Below are 23,145 nucleotides of genomic sequence, written 5' to 3' on the forward strand. Positions count from 1 at the left end.
ACTGTCCTGGCAAGGGCAGTTTTTTTGTGTCTCCTTCCATTGAAAAGCTGGGAATTTACAATATAATGTAATTTGTGGATACTAAAGGAGGAGCCCTCATGCGCAGTTTGCAGGTGAAACGGCATTACGCCGCATTAAAAGGATTTTATTTATTTGCTTTCCTGGGCACAGGCAGTATCTTTCCGCTGCTCAGTATGTATTTAACAAAGGAACAGCATGTAAGCGGCTCACAAGTCGGCTTGATTATGTCACTCGGCCCGATTGTGATGATCTTTTTCCAGCCGTTTTGGGGTATGCTGAGCGATTATACGCAAAAAACAAAAAGCCTGCTTGCGGTTTGCACCTCGGTAACAGGTGTCATCGGGCTCGGCTACATCGCATTTGACGGCTTTCCGCTGTTTATTCTGATTGCGGCCTGCTTTGCAGCCTTTCAGAGCACAATCATTCCATTGTCAGACAGCATTTCTTTACGCTACACACAACAAACAAACGGAAACTACGGCGGAATCCGCCTGTTTGGTTCTCTCGGCTTCGGCACTGCGGTGTTTGTCATGGGACAGGTGACGAATCAGCTGTACCCCATCCACGTCATCTTTATCTTTGGCTGTGCCTTTCTGTGCATGGCAGCCATATTGGCCTCACAAATGCCGGGCCAGCAGAAAACAAAAACAAAGATCAATATCCGCAAAGGGTTCCGGGAGCTGGTCAGCAACAAAACGTTCCTCATCTTTATGATCATCACCTTTACGACATTTGCACCAAATTTAGCGAACAATACATACTTCAGTCTGTTTCTCGACAAAAGCGGCGCGTCTCTTTCCGTCATTGGCCTTTTATTTTTTATCGGAGTGATCTCAGAAATTCCGTTTATGAGGTTTGCGCAGAAATTCATAGATAAAATGGGATTGCTCAATGTCATCATACTGTCCGGCGGGGTTTCATTATTCAGATGGACGCTTTACTTCACAGAGCCTTCGTTATGGATCATTTATGCGACGGTATGTCTCCAAGGCGTTTCTATTGGTTTATTTATTCCGGCGGCGCTGCAATACGTCAAAAAGATTACCCCAAGCCATGTGGAGGCGACAGCGCTAACCATGTACGCCGCCATCGGCAACGGATTCGGCAACTGGTTCTGTACGTTTGTTGGCGGATACATTTTTGACTACGTTTCCATCTTCGCGGTCTATCTGCTCTTCGCCATTCTCAGCATAGCGGGTGCAGGGCTGACATTATATTTAATAAAAGCAGAAAAAAATAAACATACGCTTCATCAGCCGGCTGTTACTTTTAAACCATAACGACTATAATGAATAAAAAGAAAGGAAGTGTGCTATGAACGGGCAAGAGCGGAGCAGCATTTCGAAAGGATTACAGGTTGATATTGTCTTGAAAGCGGATCAAAAAACAGGAAAACTGACGCGAGGCACAGTGAAGGATATTTTGACGAAATCAAGCTATCACCCGCACGGCATTAAAGTCCGTCTGGAAGATGGCCGTATCGGACGCGTCCAGCAAATCATTTCTACATAAAAAGCTGCCCTGAACCGGGGCAGCTTTTTTCTTTTTATTTTTTCTGCAGAAAGACAACTTTTAAGTAATTGCCTTCCGGATATGCTGACATCGTTTTAAAGTCCTCCGGCAATGTAAATTCCTCTATGATCGTATAGCGTTCATTTGTTTCTTTGAACGCGGCATCGATAAAGCCTTTGAATTTCTTCATTCCGAAGGCGCTGCTGTTTGTAGAGGCGACAATGATGCCCTTGTCGGCTGTAATGGCAATCGTTTCCTTCAGCAGATTTTTATAATCCTTGGCCGCGCTGAAGGTGCGTTTTTTTGTGCGGGCAAAGGATGGCGGGTCGAGAACAATCAGATCAAAGCGCAGATCCTTTTTCGCCGCATATGAGAAGTATTTAAAAACATCCATCACTTTAATATCGTGCGCCTCGTAATCCAGCTTGTTCACGCTGAATTGCTCGATCGTTTTGGCCAGGCTTCGATTTGCCACGTCCACGCTTGTTGTTTTCTCCGCTCCGCCTAACGCTGCCGCCACTGAGAACGCACCCGTATAAGAAAACGTGTTTAAAACGTTTTTTCCACTGGCATAGCGGTCTCTGATCGCTTTGCGCACATGTCTTTGATCTAAAAAGATGCCTGTCATGGCGCCTTCGTTTAAATCTACCGCGTATTGTATCCCGTTTTCTTGAATGATGATCGGGAACTCGCCTCTTTCTCCCTTCACGAAGTCATCATCCTCGACATACTGTCCAGCTGTATCGAAGCGTTTCTTTTCGTAAATCGCTTTATATTCAATATCCAGTTCATCCAGAGCGGCAATCAGCGTTTCTTTAAAAGTGTAAATGCCTTTGCTGTACCATTGGAGCAGCAGGTACCCGTCATAATAATCAACGGTTACGCCGCCGATGCCGTCGCCTTCACCGTTGAAGAGACGGAAAGCCGTTGTATCAGGCGCCGCAAAAAGGTTTGCACGCGCTTGTACCGCTTTTGTTAATTTGCTGAGGAAAAATGCTTGATCGATTTGTTCATTTTTATTGCGGGTAAGCGTCCAGCCGACCCCTTTGTTTTGCAGGCCGTAATAGCCCCTTGCGAGAAACTCGCCGCTTTCAGACACGACATCAACGAGGTCGCCTTCTTTGACGTGCCCCGCACTGCCGGTGAGAGCTTCCTTTTCGATGAGCGGATAGCCTTTTTTGATTTTTGCAGCATGTGCTTGCTTTAGGGTGAGTAGCTTCATATATGTTCGTCCTCTTTCTGTTTGCTTTTTCTTATCGTACCACAAAACGCCAAGATGTCTTCATTGACAGAAAGGAAAGGTTTTTCTACGATAGACAAAAAGAGTTTCTAGGAGGAACAGCATGGCAAAACGAATTGACCATACAGGCATTATGGTAAGAGATATTAACGCGTCCATTTCATTTTATGAAGAGGTTCTCGGCATGAAATTGAAGGACCGCATCACTCATACGAACGGTATTATCGAGCTTGCTTTTCTTGGCTTTGAAGATGGTCCGGAAACAGAAATCGAACTGATTCAAGGCTACAGCAGCGAGCTTCCCGCCGAAGGTAAAGTGCATCACATTGCCCTGCTGACTGATGACATCGCGGCCGAATATACAAAAGCGGAAAGAATGAATGCGAAATTTATCGACGAAGAGATCACAACACTTCCAAACGGGTATCGGTATTTTTATATCGAAGGTCCTGACGGCGAGTGGATTGAGTTCTTTCAGCGGTAAGAAAAAAGAACGTGTCTCTGTTTGAGGTACGTTCTTTTCTTATCTATACCAATTCATATACGTAGTTTCATCGCAAAACATGGCCTCCCAGCCCATACGCTGAACCATGTCATGAATGTTTTCATCTTTCGCAAGAAAAACATTCATGAATGAGTCGTATACACTCATAAACACAAAATCCATTTTCTCATCAGTCAAAATGAGCTCTGCGGCGGCTTCATCAAGAACTTTCCGCAAGTTAGCCTCAGTTGTGTCCAGAAAGCCGCTGTTTTCCACAATTGGTTCTGAGTAATAAAACCGATTGGACCCGTTGTAACGAAGCACTTTTACCAAACCGGGAATATGAAAATTTGAAATATGGTCCTCACTGGGATAAAAGAGATTTCCTTTTAAGTTCACATGTAAAAGTTCAGCCAAATCCTCTCTCGCGTACTCATCCCTTAAAGCAAATATCGATGTCTTCAAAGCCAGCGCCAGCTCTGCATGTGTTTGGAATCCGCATGAAGACATGATCTCTTTCCATGTAACTGCTTTTCCTTTTTCCCTTACTTCTTGATCATTTGGATAAATATGCTCATACTCATTTTTTCTCTTAGCTTTTTCCCACCCTTCAGGCATTTGAATAAAAGGAGAAAATAAAATAGCAGCTGATGTATATTCAACTGGTATTTGTTTTAAGATTGGTGATTCGTCATCTAACCATATGTATTCTAGCATGGGCACCCCCTTTACATATTCTAACATTTACTTATAGTTGATAGAAGATCATCAGCCCTTTAACAGCTGATGATCTATTACAGCTTACATCACGTCACATTTTTATCCCCGGATTCAACCGCACTCTCTTCCTTCCATTTTTGATGATCCCATATTCTGAAAAACGGGTAGTAGATCGCACATGTAATGAGCAGGTTCACCAGCTGCATGACCGCTCCAGATACTTTTCCGCCTGTCGCCAGGTACCCTGATATGAGCGGCGGCATGGTCCATGGCACGGCGATTCCGGCGGGCCTTGCCACCAGTCCGGTGCTCATGCCGATATAAGTGGCGGTAATTGTGAGGAGCGGGGCTATGATGAACGGAACGATAAGGAGCGGGTTCATCACAATCGGCATGCCGAAAATGATCGGCTCGTTGATGTTAAATAGCGCAGGACCAATCCCTAATCGGCCGAGCTGCTTCATCTGTTTGCTCCGGGACCGCACAAGCATTGTGAGTACAAGCGCCAGCGTTGCTCCGCTTCCGCCGACATTGATCCAAATTTGAAAAAACTGAGTCGTAAAAATACTCGGCAGCGCCTCGCCCGCTTGAAACGCGAGACGGTTTGCATCCATGGCGCCATACCAAATCGGCGCCATAATACCGCCGATGATCGAAGCGCCGTGAATGCCGCACGCCCAAAGCAGCATTTGCACGAATTCAGCGATCAGACTCCCGCCGAGGCTGCCCCCAAGGATGGAAAGCGGCGTACCGAGCAGGTCTCCGACGACATTGTGCAGGCTTTCAAAAGGCGTCATTTCAATCAGAAGACGCGCCAGCCATATAAGAAATACGATAATAAAGCCGGGAATCAGCGCGACAAATGATTTGCTTACCGCCGGCGGCACGCCGTCAGGCATGTTAAACACAATATTTTTTTGAATGATGTACCGATAGACTTCAGTCGAAAACAAGGCGATGATCATGGCGACAAACAGTCCCTTGCTGCCGAGCAATGTAATGGGAATTCCGCCTCCGACCATGATTGATTCTGTTGAGCCATCCGGCGTAAAAGGCACCTCGAACGGCGTTGCCAATAAGAAGGCTGCAATTGAAATCGCTCCGGCCGACAGGGCATCAACACCGTAGCTTTCCGCCAGCCGATAGGCGATCCCGAAAGCCGCAATCATTGCCATAATATCGAATGAAGCATTGACAGGATAGCCAAGCTTATCCGCCCACTGTTCCCCAAACACACTCGTCATAAAATCAGCATAACCGGGAATCGGCAGACTGGTTAATATCAAAAAGACAGAACCGATAATAATCAGCGGCATGGTCAAAACAATTCCGTCACGCAAAGCGCTGAGATGCCGCTGCCCGGCAATTTTCCCAGCGACAGGCATGATTTTTTCTTCCATCACCCGAGTGAACGCGCTCATCTGAAAAGCCCCCTTTTTTCACTGCTTTGTAAACAACCTTTGCAATGTTTTCTTTATCTTATTTTGAAAACGCTTACAAATTCATGCGGAAAATTTCCGCTTTCTGCGGAAAAAATCTGCATTCTTCTGAACAACCCTGTCAATGAAAAAATCTTTCCTTCTTATTATCAAAATCACATTTTCCTCCGATATATATATCAAACATCATAGAAAAAGGAGAAGAACCATGAAAAACACGTTTTGCAAACTTGTTGTATCAGTCACTCTGTTTTTCAGTTTTCTCGCCCTAGGACCTCTTGCACATGCAGAAACCAGCAGCGAGAAAGAGGTCATTGTGGTCTATAAAAACAAAGACGGCAAGGAAACCGTTCTGGACAGTGATGCTGAGGTTGAGCAGCAGTATCAGCATCTTCCGGCGGTAGCTGTCACAGCAGATCCAGAGACAGTAAAAGAATTCAAACAAGATCCTGATATTTTGTATGTCGAAAACAATGTCACGTTCACTGCAGCGGACAATACAGACCTCAAAGTACTGTCAGAGAACGCCGACACCTCTGACAACTTCGAACAATGGAATCTTGAACCGATTCAGGTCAAACAGGCTTGGAAGGAGGGGCTGACAGGCAAAAACGTCAAAATCGCTGTCATTGACAGCGGGATCTCCCCCCACGACGACCTGTCGATTTCCGGCGGGTACTCAGCTGTCAGTTACACCTCTTCTTACAAAGACGATAACGGCCACGGAACACATGTCGCCGGGATTATCGGCGCTAAGCATAACGGCTACGGAATTGACGGCATCGCACCGGAAGCACAAATATATGCGGTTAAAGCGCTGGATCAGAACGGCTCGGGAGATCTTCAAGGTCTTCTCAAAGGGATCGACTGGTCGATAGCGAATGGAATGGATATCGTCAATATGAGCCTTGGCACGTCTTCAGACAGCCAGATTCTTCATGACGCCATGGACAAAGCATATGAAAAAGGCGTACTGCTCGTTGCCGCAAGCGGAAATGAAGGAAACGGCAAGCCAGTAAATTACCCGGCGGCATACAGCAGTGTCGTTGCAGTGTCAGCGACAAATCAACACAATCAGCTCGCAGCCTTTTCAACAACAGGAAATCAAGTTGAATTTTCAGCACCGGGAACAGACATCACGAGCACGTATTTACATCAATATTATGCGACGGGAAGCGGCACATCCCAAGCGACACCGCACGCCGCTGCCATGTTTGCGTTATTAAAACAGCGTGATCCTGGTAACACGAACGTGCAGCTTCGCGCCCTCATGCAGAAAAACATCGTTGATCTCGGAATGACGGGCCGCGATCAGCAATTCGGCTATGGCCTGATCCGATATAAAGCCCAGCAGGCAGATAAAGCGTACGCGGCGGCTGAGCAAGCGGTCAAAAAAGCCGAACAGACAAAAACACAAGCCGATATCGACAAAGCGAAAAAACTCGTCAGCAAGCTGCCGAATTCCAGCGCCAAAAAAGCTTTGCAAAAAAGACTGGATAACGTTCAGGCATACAGAAATGTAAAAGACGCGAAGGACAAAGTGGCAAAGGCAGAAAAGTATAAAACCCAGCAAACCGTTGATACAGCACAAGCCGCGATCAACAAACTGCCGAACGGCACGGATAAAAAGAACCTGCAAAAACGGTTAGATCAGGTCAAGCGCTATATCGCGTCAAAGCAAGCGAAGGACAAAGTCGCCAAAGCGGAAAAAAGCAAAAAGAAAACAGATGTCAGCAGCGCTCAATCGGCAGTCAGCAAGCTTCCGACAGGCTCAGAAAAAACGTCCCTGCAGAAGCGTCTCAACAAAGTGAAAAGCAGCAATGTAAAAACGGCGCAGCAATCAGTCGCCGCAGCGGAAAAGAAATCAACTGACGCAAACGCGGCGAAAGCCCAAAAGGCCGTCAATGAACTTCAGTCCGGAAAAGACAAAACGTCATTGCAAAAACGGTTAGATAAAGTGAAGAAAAAAGTGGCGGCAGCTGAAGCCAAAAAAGTCGAAACAGCCAAAGCCAAAGTGAAAAAAGCAGAAAAAGACAAGACAAAAAAATCAAAAACAGCCGCTCAGTCCGCAGTCAATCAATTAAAAGCATCCCATGAAAAAACAAAGCTGCAAAAACGGCTGAACGCCGTTAAGCCGAAGAAATAATTAAAAAACCTTTAAGACATTAACACTCGTCTTAAAGGTTTTTTCGTCTGTTAAACTATGTACGCAACCTTTTTCCCATTTGCTTCACAGGCTTTTCATACTATTGCTATCCTGCTGTGAACAGCATAAAATGAACGTTATTACAGATATCAACTGCATATTGCGGGATTGTGACTGGCAAGCAGGCAAGACCCAACGATGCAAAGGGAGTATTAGTGCCTAGAAAAAGAAAGGCATTTTAACTCTTCTTTTCGTGTTGGGCTCGTAACGGCGCCAATGACATTTCTGCTTTATATGTTTCGTAATGCCCCGTCACCCGACGAGGGCATTTTTTGATGGCTCTGCATGCTTTACATTTTTCTCACTTTTTTCATTTTGATTGTCAACTTTTCATTTGATACGATGAACAAGCCGACTTTTCTTCAGCAGAGGAGGTTTTTATTGTTTGCAAAAAGAAATTGCGAAAGAATTATTGCTCCTCGCAGGAGGAAAAAGCAACATTATCAGCATCAGCCACTGTACAACTCGTCTTCGTTTTGAAGTAAAGGATGAAACGAAAATCGCCATACGTGCTATTGAGAATCTGCAAGGTGTGCAGGGCACCTTTTTCAGATATGGCCTGTTCCAGATTATTTTTGGGGCGGGTATCGTCAACAAAATTTATAAAGAAGTCGTTTGTGTGTGGGAGGCATCGCCTTCTGAAGAGGCTGTTCAAGAGAAACATGCCAGACGCAAACTGAACCCCGTCACAACATTTGCTAAAACGCTGTCCGATATTTTCATGCCGATTATCCCGGCGATAACAGCAAACGGTTTGCTCATGGGGCTGATCGGCATGATTCAGGTCTTTCACTGGTTCTCTGCCGACAGCCCGTGGATCAAAATGCTGGATCTCGTGTCCAGCACCGCCTTTATTCTGCTGCCGATTTTGGTTGGCTTCAGTGCCGCCAGACAATTTGGCAGCAACCCATTTTTAGGGGCATTGATAGGAGGGCTTCTGACTCATCCCGATTTGCTTGATCCATCCATGCTCGGCAGCAAAACCCCCGCTTCCTTGGACATATGGGGGCTGCACATTCCATTGATGGGCTATCAGGGCGCCATTATACCGATTCTTCTCTCCATTTATATTATGAGCAAAATTGAGAAGCTTTTAAAAACGATTGTGCCCAAGTCACTTGATGTCGTGATCATTCCCTTTATCACTGTGATGGTGACAGGATGTCTCGCGCTGATTGTGATGAACCCCGCCGCAGCTATCATCGGCCAGGTCATATCACAATCGATTGAATACATTTATCACCACGCGGGCATTGCTGCCGGAGCTCTTTTCGGGGGCATCTATTCCACTATCGTTCTATCAGGCTTGCATCATAGCTTTTATGCGATTGAAGCGACTTTGCTTACTGACCCTCATGTGGGTGTGAACTTTTTGGTGCCGATATGGTCAATGGCGAATGTGGCGCAAGGCGGAGCGGGACTGGCGGTTTTCTTCAAAACGAAGCAGTCAGGCCTGAAGAAAATCGCGCTCCCCGCTTCCCTTACCGCGTTTTTAGGCATTGTGGAGCCAATTGTTTTCGGAGTAAATGTGAAGCTGATCCGCCCCTTTATCGGAGCCGCTATTGGAGGCGCTCTCGGCGGGGCGTATGTAGTTGGGGCACACGTCGTTTCGAATTCCTACGGACTGACCGGCATCCCGATGATTTCAATCGTGCTGCCGTTTGGCATTGCGAATTTTGTTCATTATATGATCGGTTTTTTGATCGCGGCCGTCTCTGCTTTTATAGCTACATTGTTTCTCGGGTTTAAAGAAGAGACAGAATAACTGGATTTATTCGATTTCATTCATAAAACGGGGGATGAAAGGACAAAAAGCTATGAAAATTAAAAGAATATTAAATCATAATGCAATCGTCGTAAAGGATCAAAATGAAGAGAAGATTCTCTTGGGTGCAGGAATTGCGTTCGACAAAAGAAAAAATGATATTGTCGATCCGTCTAAAATCGAAAAAACATTCGTCAGAAAAGATACACCTGACTATAAACAATTCGAAGAGATTTTAGAAACATTGCCGGAAGACCATATTCAAATCTCCGAGCAAATTATTTCCCATGCTGAACAAGAACTGAACATCAAAATCAACGAACGGATTCACGTTGCGTTTTCAGACCACCTCTCATTTGCGATCGAACGCCTGAGCAACGGAATGGTGATCAAAAATCCGCTGCTGAATGAGATCAAAGTTCTTTATCCGAAGGAATTCCAAATCGGCATGTGGGCTAGAGCGCTGATTAAAGAGAAACTGGGCATTGAGATTCCTGAGGATGAAATCGGCAATATCGCCATGCACATTCACACAGCGAGAAACAACGCCGGCGACATGACACAGACACTTGATATTACAACGATGATCCGTGATATTATCGGCATTATTGAAACCCAGCTGTCGATCAACATTGTGGAGGATACCATTTCTTACGAAAGGCTTGTGACCCATTTGCGCTTTGCCATTCAGCATATCAAAGCAGGCGAAACCATTTACGAGCTGGATTCAGAAATGATCGCTATCATTAAAGAAAGATTCAAGGATGCTTTCCTATGCGCCAAAAGCATCGGCACATTTGTGAAAAAAGAATACGGCTTTGAATTTCCTGAAAAAGAATTGTGCTATATCGCCATGCATATTCAGCGCTTTTATCATCGGTCAGTGGCCCGCTGATAAACAAAAAACGCTTTTGATCATCTCAAAAGCGTTTTTTTCATATATAGATTATTGATTGATAGCCGGGTTTCCGATCGTATTCCACTTTGTATAGGACATGTAATGGAAATACTCATCGCGATACGGATGTTTTGTATTGGAGTTCCAAGGCTTTTCTCCGCCGCAGAAGTGGACGATTGCCGGGTTTTCTCTCGTTTCATTATATTGCTTCCGTCCTAACAGTGTCGGAGGTGTTTTCAGTTTTAACATGATGTATGTTTGAGCGTTCCAGCGCGGATGAAGCTCATACCACTTATCATATAAGATCGCGTTCAGCGCATCTTGATCATGTAACACAAGAAAATCTTCAGAACCGTTTTCATTGATAAAATTGAGAACTTTTTCTGTGATGTTTTGCTTTCTCCAAGGTTCCATATCAATAACCATAATACCTGAGTTAAAATATTTTCCCGTGTCAGTGATATTCATTTCTTTCAAACGTTCATGCTGCCCCGCATCTTCCACAGCAGCAACGGTGTATGGAGCGATGTCCAAGTCCCATAGCTTCGAAATATCCTCAAGGACAAGTGCATCACAATCGACATAAATCATCCGCTTAATGCTCTCATCCTTAATTAAGTCAGGAATCGAAATGCGGTAATACGCCGCTTTTGTAATGTGGCTGCTTTCCACCGCATGTTCATACTGGTTGGCATCCACTTCTAAAAACTCAATCGGCACGCCGAACTTCAATGTCGTTTCTTCCAGCCTTTTTTTGTTATCAGGCTCAATTCCCCCATCAATCACATATAGCTTTACTTTTCTGTTCTGGTCCATGTTTGTCAATAAAGAAACGAACATCCCACCTAAATGACGAGCATAATTATCATCTGCGCATGATACGATATGCATAATTTCATCTTTCTTCAATGGTATTCATCTCCCTTTGTGTTGTACAAGTTACATTCCCTTTTTCAGAAAATTAAACACTAATCTCCATTATTTTTTTAAATAGAATGTGCTATACAACAAAAAAGGTGTTATTTTTTGAACATCCGATAAAGCCAATAAAGGATGAAAAAGCTCGCGATCGTAATGGCTTCAGCTGAGGCGATATACCAAGGCCAAGGCCCGAGAACATCCAATAGCGAAGAACCGCCCGGCTTTTTCGTTAAATACATATAATTCGCTTTCAGCCAGCGGTCAACCAGATAAATGATTCCTCCGTACAGATTGACAATCAATACAGTCACCCATAAAGAGCGCTGTCTGAGTCTGTACGTGCCAATCACCGCCATAAGCAGACAGGACAGAAACACGGACCCGTGCGAAATAAAAAAGAGAATATACCGCACATGCGGAAATGAGAACATACCAAGGTCTGGGGTCAGAAGCGCCTGAAGCGAGCTTCCGATGCCGACAAAATACAAAAACACAAACAGCTTTCTGCTCTTTGTCACCAGCATAATAGCTGATAAATACACAGACAAGTCACTCAGCTGAAGGGGCAGAGAAGTCCGCACCGACCACCTGCCCGCGGCGATCATCCATATTTGGTAACCAATTTGTGAAGCAAGCAAAAGAAACACAAACAAATAGCGCAGAAATGTACTGAATGCCGGCCGGCTGACTGGCCGGCGGAACAAAAACAAAAGAATGGCAAGCATGCCGATCACGCCTAATGTCATTGCATGCTCTGTCGAAAACAGATGAAACGGATCGTGTTTATACACGCCTTGAACATATTTTTGCACAACTGCACCCCCGTCTGCGGGTTTTTCTTTATTGTGGTGTTCTTTTGGCTTTTTTTATGCAAGCGAAAAATATAGGCTTGAAGTTCACCATCGTCTCTGCTACAATTCATTTCATAGCTAATGATTCTGATAATTTAAGGCGGCGACAAATGGAACGTTTAGATAAACAGCAGCAGCTTCGCAAAGAAGAGCATGACACACTCAGCAAGCTTAAACAAATGCCCGTTGAGTCACTCAACCTGGAAGCCATTTCGATCGCGACGAACCTGTATCGGTCTGCGCAAAGACTCCGTGTCAAAATGGAAACTGAGGTTCTTTCTTCTTACAAATTATCTTGGACCGCTTTCTCCATTCTTTACGATCTATGGATATGGGGCAAACTCGAAACGAGAAAAATCGCTGAGCTGTCAGGCATTTCAACAGCAACAGCAAGCAACGTGATCAAAACGCTCGAAAAAAAGGGCTTTTGCTCCAAAAGCATCGATACCAGAGATCGGCGACTTGTTTTTGTCACAATCACTGAATCCGGCAAACAAGCGATCGAAGCACTCTACCCCGAGTTTCACAAAGGGGAAACGGAATTGATTACGGGCATGACAAAAGAGGAGCAGAAAACCCTGACAGGACTGCTTAGAAAAGTAGCGGACAATCTTCATACATCATAAGCTTTGACGGGAATCCAGTAGCGGTTTGTCTCCCTGTTTCAGAGAGCCGGCGGAAGGTGCGAGCCGGCACACAGGCAAACGCGAATTACCTCCCCGAGCTTTCTTTGTGAACGTTAGTAGCAAAGGACGGGAAACCGTTATTCGAATGAGCGGAAGACAATGTCTTCAACCAGGGTGGTACCGCGTGCATTGAGCCACGTCCCTTATCGGGATGCGGCTCTTTTTGTGTTTCTAAAAAAGGAGGAAGAACAATGAAAACATTTGATCAGCTCACAGCAGCACAGCAAAAAGAAGTCGAAAGACAGCTTGATCTATATATGACAGGCGCCCAAGAAGTCATACCGCCGGAGGAATTAAAGGCCAAGCTTGTCAAATCGATTGCGGCAGGCACACCGCTTAAAATTAAGCTCGGATTAGACCCTTCTGCACCGGATGTTCATCTGGGACATACGGTCGTTTTAAACAAGCTTCGCCAATTTCAAGAAAACGGCCACATTGTGCAGCTCTTGATTGGCGATTTCACAGGAAAAATCGGTGATCCGACAGGCAAGTCCGCGGCCAGAAAACAGCTGACTGATGAAGAAGTCCAGCACAACGCCAAAACATACTTCCAGCAATTCGGGAAAGTGCTTGATCCAGAAAAAGTCGAGCTGCACTACAACTCGAAATGGCTGAAAACATTGCATCTGGAGGACGTTATTGACTTGGCAGGCAAAATAACAGTAGCCCGCCTGATGGAACGCGATGACTTTGAAGAACGCATCGCCATGCAAAAGCCGATCTCCCTGCATGAATTCTTTTACCCGTTGATGCAGGGATACGATTCCGTCGTTCTGGAAAGCGATATTGAATTAGGAGGAACAGATCAGCATTTCAATGTGCTGATGGGGCGGCATTTTCAAGAACGATACAACAAAGAAAAACAAGTCGTCATCCTGATGCCGCTGTTGGAAGGCTTGGACGGTGTTGAGAAAATGTCGAAATCGAAACACAACTACATCGGCATTGACGAACATCCGAACGACATGTACGGGAAAACAATGTCACTGCCCGACAGCCTGATGAAAAAATACATTCATTTGGCAACGGACTTGGAGCTTGAAGAGAAAAAACGGCTCGTGAAGGACTTAGAAACCGGCGCCGTTCACCCAAGAGATGCCAAAATGCTTTTAGCCAAAACGATTGTCCGAATGTACCACGGATTAGAAGCCGCTGAAGCAGCCGAACAATCTTTCAAAACAGTCTTTCAGGAAAACAGCCTGCCTGAGGATATTCCGGCTGTGAACTGGAAAGGCGAGAAAACGATCGCGATGATCGATCTGCTCGTCACTCTTGATCTTCTCTCCTCGAAAAGCGAGGCGCGCCGCATGATTCAAAACGGCGGTGTCCGGATTAACGGAGAGAAAATAACAGACATTCACGCCGATGCAGAGATAGAGGAGAATATGATCATCCAGGTCGGCAAACGCAAGTTTTTAAAACTCCGATAATTTGATGTCCTGACGCTTATGAAATCGGCTTTCATAAGCGTTTTTTTTGCAGGTATAAAGAACTGTCTTTTCAAAAATGCGCTTCAGTTTGCAGGAAAATCCTTTAGCATCCCGAAATATTCCCCATCCAAACATTAGGGGAGGTTCATGTTTATGAAAAAGCTTTTGACTGTAATGACGATGGCCATTTTAACGGCCGGCACGGTTCTCTTGCCGGCACAGAGTGTCACCCCTGCTGCGCATGCTGTTCAAATATCAGATAGCCAGCGGGAGCTCCCATTCAAAGCAAAGCGCGCATACTCAACCATTTCTCAGCTTAGTGAAACAATCGGCCCCAGAATAGCCGGGACATCTGCCGAAAAAAAGAGTGCCTTATGGATCGCTTCATCCTTGAAAAAATTAAAACTCGATGTGAAGGTTCAAACGTTTGGCATTCCTGACCGACTTGAAGGAACGCTATCCTCAGAAGGCCGTGAGATTCTCATTCGGGCGGCATCCGGCTCTACACCAACTGAAGAAAAGGGCCTCAACGCTCCGCTGTATCACGCCGGTTTAGGATATCCTGATGATTTCTCCGCTGACGCCAAGGGGAAAATCGCTTTGATTTCAAGAGGAGACCTGACATTTTATGAGAAAGCCAGGAATGCCGAGGCGGCCGGCGCAACGGCTGTGATCATTTACAATAATAAGGAAAGCCTTGTGCCTGTCACCCCAAATCTATCAGGAAATACAGTCAGCATTCCTGTCGTCGGAATTAAGAAAGAAGACGGTGAAACTCTTATCCAGCAAAAAGAAGCAACCTTACAACTAAAAGCATTCTCAAACCAAACCTCCCAGAACATCATCGGTATCAAAAAATCAAAGAACATCAAAAATCCTGATATTGTGTACGTTACAGCCCATTATGACAGTGTTCCTTTCTCGCCCGGCGCAAATGACAACGGATCAGGCACATCTGTCATGCTGGAAATGGCACGCGTCTTGAAAAGCATTCCTTCTGACAAGGAAATCCGCTTTATCGCCTTTGGCGCTGAAGAGCTCGGCCTGCTCGGCTCCTCTCATTATGTAGATCATCTATCAGAAAAAGAGTTGAAACGAAGCGAAGTGAACTTCAACTTAGACATGGTGGGTACAAGCTGGGAGAATGCGTCTGAGCTGTATGTCAACACATTGGACGGACAATCTAACGATGTTTGGGAATCCAGCCATACGGCCGCTGAAAAAATTGGATTCGACCGCCTGTCTCTGACACAGGGAGGCTCATCCGATCACGTACCGTTCCATGAAGCCGGCATAGATTCCGCTAACTTTATTTGGGGAGATCCGGAAACAGAAGAAGTAGAGCCGTGGTACCATACCCCTGAAGACTCTATCGAACATATCAGCAAAGAACGCCTTCAGCAGGCTGGCGACCTTGTGACAGCCTCTGTCTATGAAGCTGTGAAAAAAGAGAAAAAACCAACCGGCAAGAAGGCACATATCAAGGCAAAAGCCTCTGATATTTATGAAGATATCAAATAAAAAAAGACGGCACATGCTGCCGTCTTTTCTAATCCACTTCTTTCTTAATCCCCAGCATTTTTTCATCTAAATAGTGGGCAATCTCCGCCGCTTCCTTCAGCTCATCGGTTAAATGTTTAGGGACGTCGTTGTTCAGTTTATAGTAGATTTTATGCTCCAAGCTCGCCCAGAAATCCATGGCGATGGTGCGGATTTGAATTTCTGCTTTGACGTATTCCACTCTGTTCGTTAAGTTCACAGGCATTTCAATAATCAAATGCAGGCTTCGGTAGCCGTTCGGTTTCGGATTCTGAATATAATCCTTTACCTTTACGATCCGCAAATCCTCATGCTGCTTCAGGACGTTCACGACATTATAAATATCAGAAATAAAGGAACAAATGATACGCACACCGGCAATATCGTGGATGTTTTCCTTCATTTCCTGTGTCGTAATCTCGCAGCCCTTTCTCATGAGTTTATTTACGATGCTTTCAAAGCTTTTCACACGTGATTTTGTATGCTCAATCGGATTGTGGCCGTGAATTAAATTATATTCCTGACTGATAATCGAAAACTTTGTATCAAGTGCATCTAGCGCAAATTTATAAACTAACAGTTCGTTTTTCCAGTCTTCCATGACGGTTTTTAAATCGTCCATATGTGTTACAGATAAATCCATTTTCGTCATCTCCTTTAACGGATCTTTATCCGCTGTCCATGTACTAGACGTGCCTGCCTGCTGCTAGGTTCTATGAATTTTTTTACAAAATCCTGTCGAATGTAACAAAAAAAGACCGCACGAAAAAGCGGTCTTCTTTCTTACCGGAAATAGCTGATCAATAATCCAATTGACAGCAGGAATCCGAAAAATGTATTGGTTTGCGCTGTGGATTTCATCGCCACAATCATATTCATCGGTAATTCTTTTTTGACGAAGCCTTTCACCGCCTGAACCGGCTTAGGCACGCTCAAAAAGACGACAAACAGCCATGGGCTTGCAGCTCCGGTAATAACCAAGCCGACAACCCAAATATAAGCGACAGCAAACGATGCAGCCAGCAGAGTGACGGCTCCTTTATGCCCCATCAGGATCGCCAATGTTTTGCGTCCGCCTTTTTTATCCTCTTCGATATCACGAATATTGTTCGACAGGTTGATCGCGCCGACAAGAATCGCAATCGGAATCGAAATCAAAATGCTTTGCATATTGATCTTATCTGTCTGAATAAAAAACGAAATCAGCACAAACACCGAACCCATGCAAATGCCTGAGAATAACTCACCGAACGGTGTATATGCAATCGGCAGAGGCCCGCCTGTATACAGGTAGCCGATCGCCATTCCAACGAGACCGATGGCAGCCAGCCACCAGCTGCTGCTCATGCAAATATAAACACCGAGTAAAATGGCAATGCCGTATGAAGCGAGAGCTAATTGCAGAATCGTTTTGGGCTTCATACCATGTCTGACAATTGCGCCGCCGATTCCGACAGATTCAGCTGTATCTAACCCGCGTTTAAAATCGTAGTATTCATTGAATAAGTTCGTCGCGATCTGGATCCATAAGCAAGAAAACAGCATAGCCAGAAACAGCAGCAAATCAACCTTCACATAAAACATCGCCAAAACTGTTCCGAGAAGCACAGGAACAAACGACGCCGTTAATGTATGCGGACGCGTTAATTGCCACAGGATCTGCCCCATACTTTCTTTTTCCGGGGCTGTCTGACCCTCACCCTTATTTGTTTGGTTCATCTTCCTCTTCCTTTCTATTAAAAGGCTTACTTTTTTTCAGCCGGCCACTTGATGAAACTTGCGTTTTGCTTCCTTATCTATCATAATGACTTCTCCACCATTTCACAAGATACCTTAAGCGGGCGTTTTCCTTCTTATTATACGCTTTCTGCCCTGATTTCATTAGAGTTCTGCCTGCGCCTTTACAAATAGGAGCGGAAAAATTTTTTTAAATCATTTACGCTTTTTAAAAGTTAAAAAGTTCTCTTCATAACATTTATTCTTTCCTTTATAATGAATCAGTCAGAGAAACTTCATTCATACTCTTTCAAAGATAAAAATTCACTTCTGAAGGCAGAAGCCGATATATAAATTTGAGGGATATTAGGGAAAATATGAAACTTTTTGCGCATCCGCTCGTCATATACTCATGTAATTGTCGAAAAAACGGGAAGGGAATTTGAATATGCTGCAATTGATGAAACAGCTGTATGAAAAACCCGCTGTCAAGTGGACATGTCATACAGGCTTTTATTTGTTGATACTGCTTGTTTTGTTTTTTATGTATGGTTTTCACACCGCGAATACCGGTTCTTATATTTATAACGATTTCTAATTGGAGAGAGAATAACAATGAAACTTTTAGATGCTATTCAAACACATGCGGAAACTTATCCGCAAACCGAAGCCTTCCGCTCTCAAGGCCAGTCGCTCACATATCAGGAACTTTGGGCGCTGTCTGACCGTGCGGCTGCCGCGATCAAAAAACGCGTTTCTGGAGAAAAGGGTTCTCCTGTTCTGGTGTACGGACATATGGAACCGCACATGATTGTCTCCTTTTTAGGAAGCGTCAAGGCGGGACATCCTTATATCCCGGTTGACTTGTCCATTCCGTCCGAGCGGATTGCGAAAATCATTGAAAGCTCGGGCGCCGAATTGCTGATTCACGTATCTGGTCTTCCTGTTGATATTGACAGCGGGCTGATTCAGACAGTATCAGCGGAAGAACTGCTGGAAAACGAAGGCACTGTCAGCCGTGATCAATGGGTGACGGAACACGAAACGTTTTATATCATTTACACTTCCGGAAGCACGGGCAATCCGAAAGGCGTGCAGATTTCTGCCGCAAACCTTCAAAGCTTCACAGACTGGATTTGCGCGGACTTCCCGATCAACGGAGGCAAAACGTTTTTAAACCAAGCGCCGTTTTCATTTGATTTATCCGTCATGGATCTTTATCCGTGCCTTCAGTCAGGCGGTACTTTACACTGCGTGACAAAGGACGCCGTGAATAAGCCGAAGATCTTATTCGAAGAGCTCAAAAAGTCTGGGCTGAATATATGGACATCGACGCCATCCTTTGTGCAAATGTGCCTGATGGATCCTGGATTTTCACAAGATCTGCTTCCTGAGGCGGACACATTTATGTTTTGCGGAGAGGTTCTCCCGGTTTCTGTAGCCGAAGCGCTGCTTGAGCGTTTCCCGAAAGCGAGAATCTTTAATACGTACGGTCCGACTGAGGCGACAGTCGCTGTTACGTCCGTTGAAATTACAAGTGACATCATCAGCCGGCACGAATCTCTGCCAGTCGGCTTCGCCAAACCGGATATGAACATTTTGATTATGGATGAACAGGGGAACCAGCTCCCGGATGGAGAAAAAGGCGAAATCGTCATTGCAGGCCCGAGTGTAAGCCGCGGCTATCTCGGTGAGCCTGAGCTGACAGATAAAGCATTCTTCTCTTATGAAGGCCAATGGGCATACCGAACTGGCGATGCTGGTTATACACAAGATGGTCAGATTTTCTGCCAAGGCCGCTTGGATTTCCAGATTAAACTTCACGGGTACCGGATGGAGCTGGAGGAAATTGAGTTTCATGTGAGACAGTCTCAGTACGTGCGCTCAGCTGTTGTGATTCCGTATCAGCCAAACGGAACTGTCGAATATCTGATAGCTGCAATTGTTCCTGAGGAGCACGAATTCCAGAAGGAGTTCCAGCTGACGAGTGCGATTAAAAAAGAGCTTGCCGCTTTCCTGCCGGCTTATATGATTCCGAGAAAGTTCATTTATCAGGATTACATTCAAATGACGGCTAACGGCAAAATTGACCGGAAACGCATCCGCGAAGAGGTTCTTGTATGACGCCTTACAGCTCGTTTTTATTCTTTATATTGCTTGGCATTCTTCTTCTGCCGACCATCATTCTCGGCTTGAACGGAAAAAGATTTCAGGCATACAACATGTTTATATCCATTCTTATATTGGCTCTGATTTTCTCGCATGACTTACACGGCGTCATCGCCCTGTGTCTGTTTACCATATGGCAGGTGCTCCTGATCAGCGGCTACCTGGCGTACCGGCAGAAAGCGAACAGCGGAATTGTCTTTTGCTCTGCTGTTATCGCGTCTATTCTGCCTTTATTCTTGTCAAAAATATGGCCGTTTCTTTCTCATCCGCAGCCGCATCATCCGACGCATAACCTGATCAGCTTTTTAGGGATTTCGTATTTAACCTTTAAAGGCGTTCAGCTGATTATGGAAGCGAGAGACGGGCTGCTGAAGGAACAGCTGCCGCTTCACCGCCTGCTGTATTTCATCCTGTTTTTCCCGACGATTTCTTCCGGTCCGATTGACAGGTACCGCAGATTCGTCAAGGATGAGCAGAAGGCATGGACAAAAGAGGAATATGCCGATCTGCTGTATACGGGGATTCACAAGATTTTCATTGGGTTCCTTTACAAGTTCATTATCGGCTATGCGATCAACACGTATTTCATCATGAACCTTCCCGCGATCACGCACAATAAGATCCTCGGGAATCTGTTATATATGTACGGCTACAGCATGTATTTATTCTTTGATTTTGCCGGCTACACGATGTTTGCCGTCGGGGTCAGCTATATTATGGGGATTAAATCGCCGGAAAACTTTAATAAACCGTTTATCAGCAAAAATATTAAAGACTTCTGGAACCGCTGGCATATGTCTCTGTCATTTTGGTTCAGAGACTATGTATTTATGAGATTTGTATTTTGGATGACAAAGAAAAAGTGGATCAAAAACCGTATGGCCGTCTCAAACATCGGGTATTTCCTGCTGTTTATGCTGATGGGGGTTTGGCACGGCCTTGCGCCGCAATATATCATCTACGGCCTCTATCACGCCGTCCTGATGACGTGTTACAACTTTTTCGAGAAGTGGAATAAGAAATATAAATGGCTCCCGTCCAACCGCTGGACAACGATTCTCGCTATTGTGATCACGTTCCATTTTGTTTGCTTTGGGTTTTATATTTTCTCAGGAAAGCTATTTCATCACCATCATTAAAGGAGATTAGAAAACTATGGATTTTAAACAAGAGGTATTAGACGTTTTAGCAGAGGTTTGCCAGGATGACATCGTAAAGGAAAACCCTGATATTGAAATTTTCGAAGAAGGTTTGCTTGATTCTTTTGGAACAGTAGAATTGCTGCTTGCGATTGAAAACCGTTTTGATATTCTGGTGCCGATCACTGAATTCGACCGGGATGTATGGAATACGCCTAATCACATTGTAAACCAGCTGTCTGAGTTGAAATAATGAAAAAGCGTTTTTTCGGTCCAATTATTTTGGCGTTTATTCTATTCGCAGGCGCCATCGCAGTTCCATCTTCATGGCTGACAGGCTTCATCACCGATAAGCGGGTGAAAGAATCAGCAACAGCCTTGAATCCGAGTATGTTTCAAGGGCTATATTTACAAGATCAAATGCTCAAAGATCCGACATATCTTCCTATTTACGGGTCTTCTGAGCTTTCCCGGCTGGATGAGTTCCACCCATCCAATTATTTTAAAGTAAACAATGAGGGATTTACGCCTTACCTTGTCGGCAAAGGCGGGTCCCAGTCATTGATACATTCCTTAAACTTCGCTGCCCATATGGATCAGCTGAAGGGCAAAAAAATGGTTTTCATCGTTTCTCCGCAGTGGTTTATTAAGCGCGGGTCTGATGAACAGCATTTTGCGCCGAACTATTCCGCGCTTCAAGGGCTGGATTTGGCTTTTAACGAGCAGATCGACCCTGACGTGAAAAAGAAAATGATGAAGCGTATGCTGCGCTTCAAAGCTGTTCAAAACGATGCTGTACTTTCCGAGCTTTATAAGGCGATAGTGAATGGCCAGACATGGAAAGTGAACGCGCTGAAACCGGCGGCAAAAGTATATTACAAGATGCTAGAAAAGAAAGACCTTTATTATTCAACGACGGAAACCACGGGACCAAAGCGTTATATCTCACAATCCGTGAGGGATAAGTCATGGTCTGAATTGAATAAACTGGCCGATGAATCAGGCAAACGCCACTCCGGGTCTAACGATTTTCACATCGACAATCCTGTTTATAAAAAGCTGAAGCCGAAAGTGCCTAAGCTGAAAGGGAAAAACAAAGGCAGATCGTATGCGAAGTCACCGGAATACGGCGATTTTGAGCTGATGCTTAATATCCTGAAAGACGCGGGCGCAGAGCCTATGTTTGTCACCATCCCTGTTAATGGAAAATGGTATGACTACACAGGCTTCCCGAAAAAAGGGCGCACTGACTATTATGAAAAGGTCAATAAACAGATTAAAGCTAAGGGCTTCCAAGTCGCTGATTTTTCAGGTCATGAATATGACCCTTATTTTATGAAAGATACCATCCACATCGGCTGGAAAGGCTGGGTGTATGTGGATAAGGCAATTGATGAATTCTATAAAACCGGAAAGGTTACTTCATCGTGAGCATCTATTAGGACGCGGCTGCATATTTCCTGCTAAGATTTGAAATAGTAAAGAAATCACAGCCAGCTTGATAAGAGGTGTTACATCAATGAAGATGACAGGCAATACGGTTTTGATCACAGGCGGTTCAGCAGGCATCGGGCTTGAACTGGCCAAACGGCTGCTTGAGCTCGGGAATGAAGTGATCATTTGCGGACGCAGCGAAACGCGTCTTGCAGAAGCGAAAAAACAGCTCCCCGCCCTCCATACAAAACAGTGCGATGTCGCAGACCGCACGGAGCGTGAGGCATTGTTTGAATGGGCCCAGAAGGAATTTCCAAAGCTGAACGTTCTCGTTAACAATGCGGGCATTCAAAAGGAAATCGACTTTAAAAAAGGGACTGAGGAGCTCTTTGTGGACGGGGATGAAATTGAGCTGAATTTTCAAGCGCCTGTCCATTTATCAGCTCTTTTTACGCCTCACTTGATGAATCAGCCGGAAGCGGCAATTGTTCAGGTAACGTCCGGGCTCGCGTTTAACCCGTTAGCTGTTTATCCGGTGTACTGTGCAACAAAAGCAGCGCTCCACTCCTTCTCACTCACGCTCAGATACCAGCTTCGCGATACAAGCATTGAAGTGATCGAGATGGCGCCGCCTATGGTTGACACGGGATTAAATCAAAAATCACGCGATAAGCAAGGTCTGACGTACCGCGGCATGACACCTGAAGAATATGTTCAATATTTCTTAGACGGCTTAAAAGAAGGCAAACAAGAGATTACAAATGAACGTGTCGAAGGTCTGCGGAATGCAGTCCGTGCCGATTACGACAGAGTATTTGAACAAATGAATGCGCAGGAGAATTAATTTCTCCTGCTTTTTCTTATAAATTTTTTACAAATTTGAGCAAACCTATTGCGATTATTTGGTGAAGGTATACAATAGAATATAAAATATTTTCAAATAAGTTTGATTATATAAACAATTTAACAACAGGG

At 44.9% G+C, this 23,145-nt stretch carries 22 protein-coding genes and 1 other annotated feature; of the genes, 15 read left to right on the forward strand and 7 right to left on the reverse strand.

The features are described 5' to 3' along the window. Positions 1–98: 98 nt before the first annotated feature. Together WA325_RS08705 and WA325_RS08710 are read left to right on the forward strand one after the other, a co-directional pair. Complete coding sequence (locus WA325_RS08705) at positions 99–1,301, forward strand: MFS transporter (protein ID WP_105954464.1); 1,203 nt, start codon at positions 99–101, stop codon at positions 1,299–1,301. 34 nt (positions 1,302–1,335) lie between these two features. Continuing rightward, complete coding sequence (locus WA325_RS08710) at positions 1,336–1,533, forward strand: YwbE family protein (RefSeq protein ID WP_010332373.1); 198 nt, start codon at positions 1,336–1,338, stop codon at positions 1,531–1,533. A 34-nt stretch (positions 1,534–1,567) separates the two neighbouring features. Here the strand turns inward: WA325_RS08710 and WA325_RS08715 are convergent, their stop codons facing one another. Continuing rightward, entirely contained in the window at positions 1,568–2,755 is a 1,188-nt protein-coding gene (locus WA325_RS08715; RefSeq protein ID WP_105954465.1) for a class I SAM-dependent rRNA methyltransferase, read from the reverse strand. A gap of 121 nt (positions 2,756–2,876) precedes the next feature. Between WA325_RS08715 and glxA the strand changes: the two genes are divergently transcribed. Continuing rightward, on the forward strand, positions 2,877–3,257 hold the full coding sequence (gene glxA / locus WA325_RS08720) for a glyoxalase GlxA (protein WP_010332375.1): 381 nt from the start codon (positions 2,877–2,879) through the stop codon (positions 3,255–3,257). 39 nt (positions 3,258–3,296) lie between these two features. Here the strand turns inward: glxA and WA325_RS08725 are convergent, their stop codons facing one another. Both WA325_RS08725 and celB read right to left on the reverse strand, forming a co-directional pair. Continuing rightward, positions 3,297–3,974: a DUF2711 family protein gene (locus WA325_RS08725; RefSeq protein ID WP_105954466.1), complete on the reverse strand. Its 678-nt coding sequence runs from the start codon at positions 3,972–3,974 to the stop codon at positions 3,297–3,299. An 89-nt stretch (positions 3,975–4,063) separates the two neighbouring features. Continuing rightward, on the reverse strand, positions 4,064–5,398 hold the full coding sequence (celB, locus tag WA325_RS08730) for a PTS cellobiose transporter subunit IIC (RefSeq protein WP_105954467.1): 1,335 nt from the start codon (positions 5,396–5,398) through the stop codon (positions 4,064–4,066). Positions 5,399–5,624: 226 nt separating this feature from the next. Between celB and WA325_RS08735 the strand changes: the two genes are divergently transcribed. The 3 genes from WA325_RS08735 to sacY all read left to right on the forward strand — a co-directional run bounded on the left by WA325_RS08735 (position 5,625) and on the right by sacY (position 10,282). Next, positions 5,625–7,562: a S8 family peptidase gene (locus WA325_RS08735; protein ID WP_336183469.1), complete on the forward strand. Its 1,938-nt coding sequence runs from the start codon at positions 5,625–5,627 to the stop codon at positions 7,560–7,562. Positions 7,563–8,007: 445 nt separating this feature from the next. Further along, positions 8,008–9,387: a sucrose-specific PTS transporter subunit IIBC gene (locus WA325_RS08740; protein WP_336183470.1), complete on the forward strand. Its 1,380-nt coding sequence runs from the start codon at positions 8,008–8,010 to the stop codon at positions 9,385–9,387. 52 nt (positions 9,388–9,439) lie between these two features. Further along, entirely contained in the window at positions 9,440–10,282 is an 843-nt protein-coding gene (gene sacY, locus WA325_RS08745; RefSeq protein WP_044160381.1) for a transcription antiterminator SacY, read from the forward strand. 51 nt (positions 10,283–10,333) lie between these two features. Here sacY and WA325_RS08750 read toward each other — a convergent pair whose 3' ends face one another. Both WA325_RS08750 and WA325_RS08755 read right to left on the reverse strand, forming a co-directional pair. Then, positions 10,334–11,194, reverse strand: coding sequence for a glycosyltransferase family 8 protein (locus WA325_RS08750; RefSeq protein ID WP_044159962.1), 861 nt, complete (start codon positions 11,192–11,194; stop codon positions 10,334–10,336). 110 nt (positions 11,195–11,304) lie between these two features. Next, on the reverse strand, positions 11,305–12,018 hold the full coding sequence (locus WA325_RS08755) for a YwaF family protein (RefSeq protein WP_105954470.1): 714 nt from the start codon (positions 12,016–12,018) through the stop codon (positions 11,305–11,307). Between the two features lie 149 nt (positions 12,019–12,167). Here WA325_RS08755 and WA325_RS08760 point away from each other — a divergent pair, with 149 nt between their 5' ends. From WA325_RS08760 to WA325_RS08770, 3 genes are all read left to right on the forward strand, one after another. After that, positions 12,168–12,683: a MarR family transcriptional regulator gene (locus WA325_RS08760; protein WP_105954471.1), complete on the forward strand. Its 516-nt coding sequence runs from the start codon at positions 12,168–12,170 to the stop codon at positions 12,681–12,683. Next, positions 12,678–12,890: a binding site (T-box leader), on the forward strand. It overlaps the preceding gene by 6 nt. A gap of 44 nt (positions 12,891–12,934) precedes the next feature. Continuing rightward, positions 12,935–14,173 (forward strand): tyrosine--tRNA ligase, encoded by a 1,239-nt coding sequence (gene tyrS / locus WA325_RS08765; protein ID WP_024123320.1) that lies wholly within the window; start codon positions 12,935–12,937, stop codon positions 14,171–14,173. A gap of 153 nt (positions 14,174–14,326) precedes the next feature. Beyond that, the gene (locus WA325_RS08770) at positions 14,327–15,694 is read left to right on the forward strand and encodes a M28 family metallopeptidase (RefSeq protein WP_336183471.1); all 1,368 of its coding nucleotides are present in this window, start codon (positions 14,327–14,329) and stop codon (positions 15,692–15,694) included. A 28-nt stretch (positions 15,695–15,722) separates the two neighbouring features. On the opposite strand, the gene ywaC is transcribed toward WA325_RS08770, so the two are convergent. Continuing rightward, entirely contained in the window at positions 15,723–16,355 is a 633-nt protein-coding gene (gene ywaC / locus WA325_RS08775) for a GTP pyrophosphokinase YwaC (RefSeq protein WP_059292252.1), read from the reverse strand. Positions 16,356–16,495: 140 nt separating this feature from the next. Then, a complete protein-coding gene (locus tag WA325_RS08780) occupies positions 16,496–17,431 on the reverse strand; it encodes a 1,4-dihydroxy-2-naphthoate polyprenyltransferase (RefSeq protein WP_044159973.1) in 936 nt (311 codons plus the stop codon). Positions 17,432–17,876: 445 nt separating this feature from the next. Between WA325_RS08780 and WA325_RS08785 the strand changes: the two genes are divergently transcribed. From WA325_RS08785 to WA325_RS08810, 6 genes are all read left to right on the forward strand, one after another. After that, a complete protein-coding gene (locus tag WA325_RS08785; RefSeq protein ID WP_010332387.1) occupies positions 17,877–18,026 on the forward strand; it encodes a teichoic acid D-Ala incorporation-associated protein DltX in 150 nt (49 codons plus the stop codon). Between the two features lie 17 nt (positions 18,027–18,043). Next, positions 18,044–19,552, forward strand: a complete 1,509-nt coding sequence (dltA, locus tag WA325_RS08790) for a D-alanine--poly(phosphoribitol) ligase subunit DltA (protein ID WP_336183472.1) — start codon at positions 18,044–18,046, stop codon at positions 19,550–19,552. Next, positions 19,549–20,736: a D-alanyl-lipoteichoic acid biosynthesis protein DltB gene (dltB, locus tag WA325_RS08795; protein WP_202853350.1), complete on the forward strand. Its 1,188-nt coding sequence runs from the start codon at positions 19,549–19,551 to the stop codon at positions 20,734–20,736. The genes dltA and dltB overlap by 4 nt, the downstream gene beginning before the upstream one ends. Before the next feature lie 16 nt (positions 20,737–20,752). Next, entirely contained in the window at positions 20,753–20,989 is a 237-nt protein-coding gene (gene dltC / locus WA325_RS08800; RefSeq protein ID WP_024123329.1) for a D-alanine--poly(phosphoribitol) ligase subunit DltC, read from the forward strand. After that, positions 20,989–22,167, forward strand: a complete 1,179-nt coding sequence (gene dltD / locus WA325_RS08805) for a D-alanyl-lipoteichoic acid biosynthesis protein DltD (protein ID WP_202853351.1) — start codon at positions 20,989–20,991, stop codon at positions 22,165–22,167. The genes dltC and dltD overlap by 1 nt, the downstream gene beginning before the upstream one ends. 88 nt (positions 22,168–22,255) lie before the next feature. Beyond that, positions 22,256–23,014: an SDR family oxidoreductase gene (locus tag WA325_RS08810; protein ID WP_248337923.1), complete on the forward strand. Its 759-nt coding sequence runs from the start codon at positions 22,256–22,258 to the stop codon at positions 23,012–23,014. Positions 23,015–23,145: the final 131 nt, after the last annotated feature.

Source organism: Bacillus sp. 205(2023), assembly GCF_037027485.1.
Lineage (GTDB): Bacteria > Bacillota > Bacilli > Bacillales > Bacillaceae > Bacillus > Bacillus halotolerans.

What these genes read in the sequence shown, in the direction of transcription:
- WA325_RS08785 (WP_010332387.1), top strand. Translation starts at nt 17,877, where the DNA reads ATGCTGCAATTGATGAAACAGCTGTATGAAAAACCCGCTGTCAAGTGG.
- WA325_RS08810 (WP_248337923.1), top strand. Translation starts at nt 22,256, where the DNA reads ATGAAGATGACAGGCAATACGGTTTTGATCACAGGCGGTTCAGCAGGC.
- tyrS (WP_024123320.1), top strand. Translation starts at nt 12,935, where the DNA reads ATGAAAACATTTGATCAGCTCACAGCAGCACAGCAAAAAGAAGTCGAA.
- WA325_RS08735 (WP_336183469.1), top strand. Translation starts at nt 5,625, where the DNA reads ATGAAAAACACGTTTTGCAAACTTGTTGTATCAGTCACTCTGTTTTTC.
- celB (WP_105954467.1), bottom strand. Translation starts at nt 5,398, where the DNA reads ATGAGCGCGTTCACTCGGGTGATGGAAGAAAAAATCATGCCTGTCGCT.
- WA325_RS08770 (WP_336183471.1), top strand. Translation starts at nt 14,327, where the DNA reads ATGAAAAAGCTTTTGACTGTAATGACGATGGCCATTTTAACGGCCGGC.
- WA325_RS08715 (WP_105954465.1), bottom strand. Translation starts at nt 2,755, where the DNA reads ATGAAGCTACTCACCCTAAAGCAAGCACATGCTGCAAAAATCAAAAAA.
- dltB (WP_202853350.1), top strand. Translation starts at nt 19,549, where the DNA reads ATGACGCCTTACAGCTCGTTTTTATTCTTTATATTGCTTGGCATTCTT.
- WA325_RS08780 (WP_044159973.1), bottom strand. Translation starts at nt 17,431, where the DNA reads ATGAACCAAACAAATAAGGGTGAGGGTCAGACAGCCCCGGAAAAAGAA.
- WA325_RS08725 (WP_105954466.1), bottom strand. Translation starts at nt 3,974, where the DNA reads ATGCTAGAATACATATGGTTAGATGACGAATCACCAATCTTAAAACAA.
- WA325_RS08705 (WP_105954464.1), top strand. Translation starts at nt 99, where the DNA reads ATGCGCAGTTTGCAGGTGAAACGGCATTACGCCGCATTAAAAGGATTT.
- glxA (WP_010332375.1), top strand. Translation starts at nt 2,877, where the DNA reads ATGGCAAAACGAATTGACCATACAGGCATTATGGTAAGAGATATTAAC.
- dltA (WP_336183472.1), top strand. Translation starts at nt 18,044, where the DNA reads ATGAAACTTTTAGATGCTATTCAAACACATGCGGAAACTTATCCGCAA.
- sacY (WP_044160381.1), top strand. Translation starts at nt 9,440, where the DNA reads ATGAAAATTAAAAGAATATTAAATCATAATGCAATCGTCGTAAAGGAT.
- ywaC (WP_059292252.1), bottom strand. Translation starts at nt 16,355, where the DNA reads ATGGATTTATCTGTAACACATATGGACGATTTAAAAACCGTCATGGAA.
- dltD (WP_202853351.1), top strand. Translation starts at nt 20,989, where the DNA reads ATGAAAAAGCGTTTTTTCGGTCCAATTATTTTGGCGTTTATTCTATTC.
- dltC (WP_024123329.1), top strand. Translation starts at nt 20,753, where the DNA reads ATGGATTTTAAACAAGAGGTATTAGACGTTTTAGCAGAGGTTTGCCAG.
- WA325_RS08710 (WP_010332373.1), top strand. Translation starts at nt 1,336, where the DNA reads ATGAACGGGCAAGAGCGGAGCAGCATTTCGAAAGGATTACAGGTTGAT.
- WA325_RS08760 (WP_105954471.1), top strand. Translation starts at nt 12,168, where the DNA reads ATGGAACGTTTAGATAAACAGCAGCAGCTTCGCAAAGAAGAGCATGAC.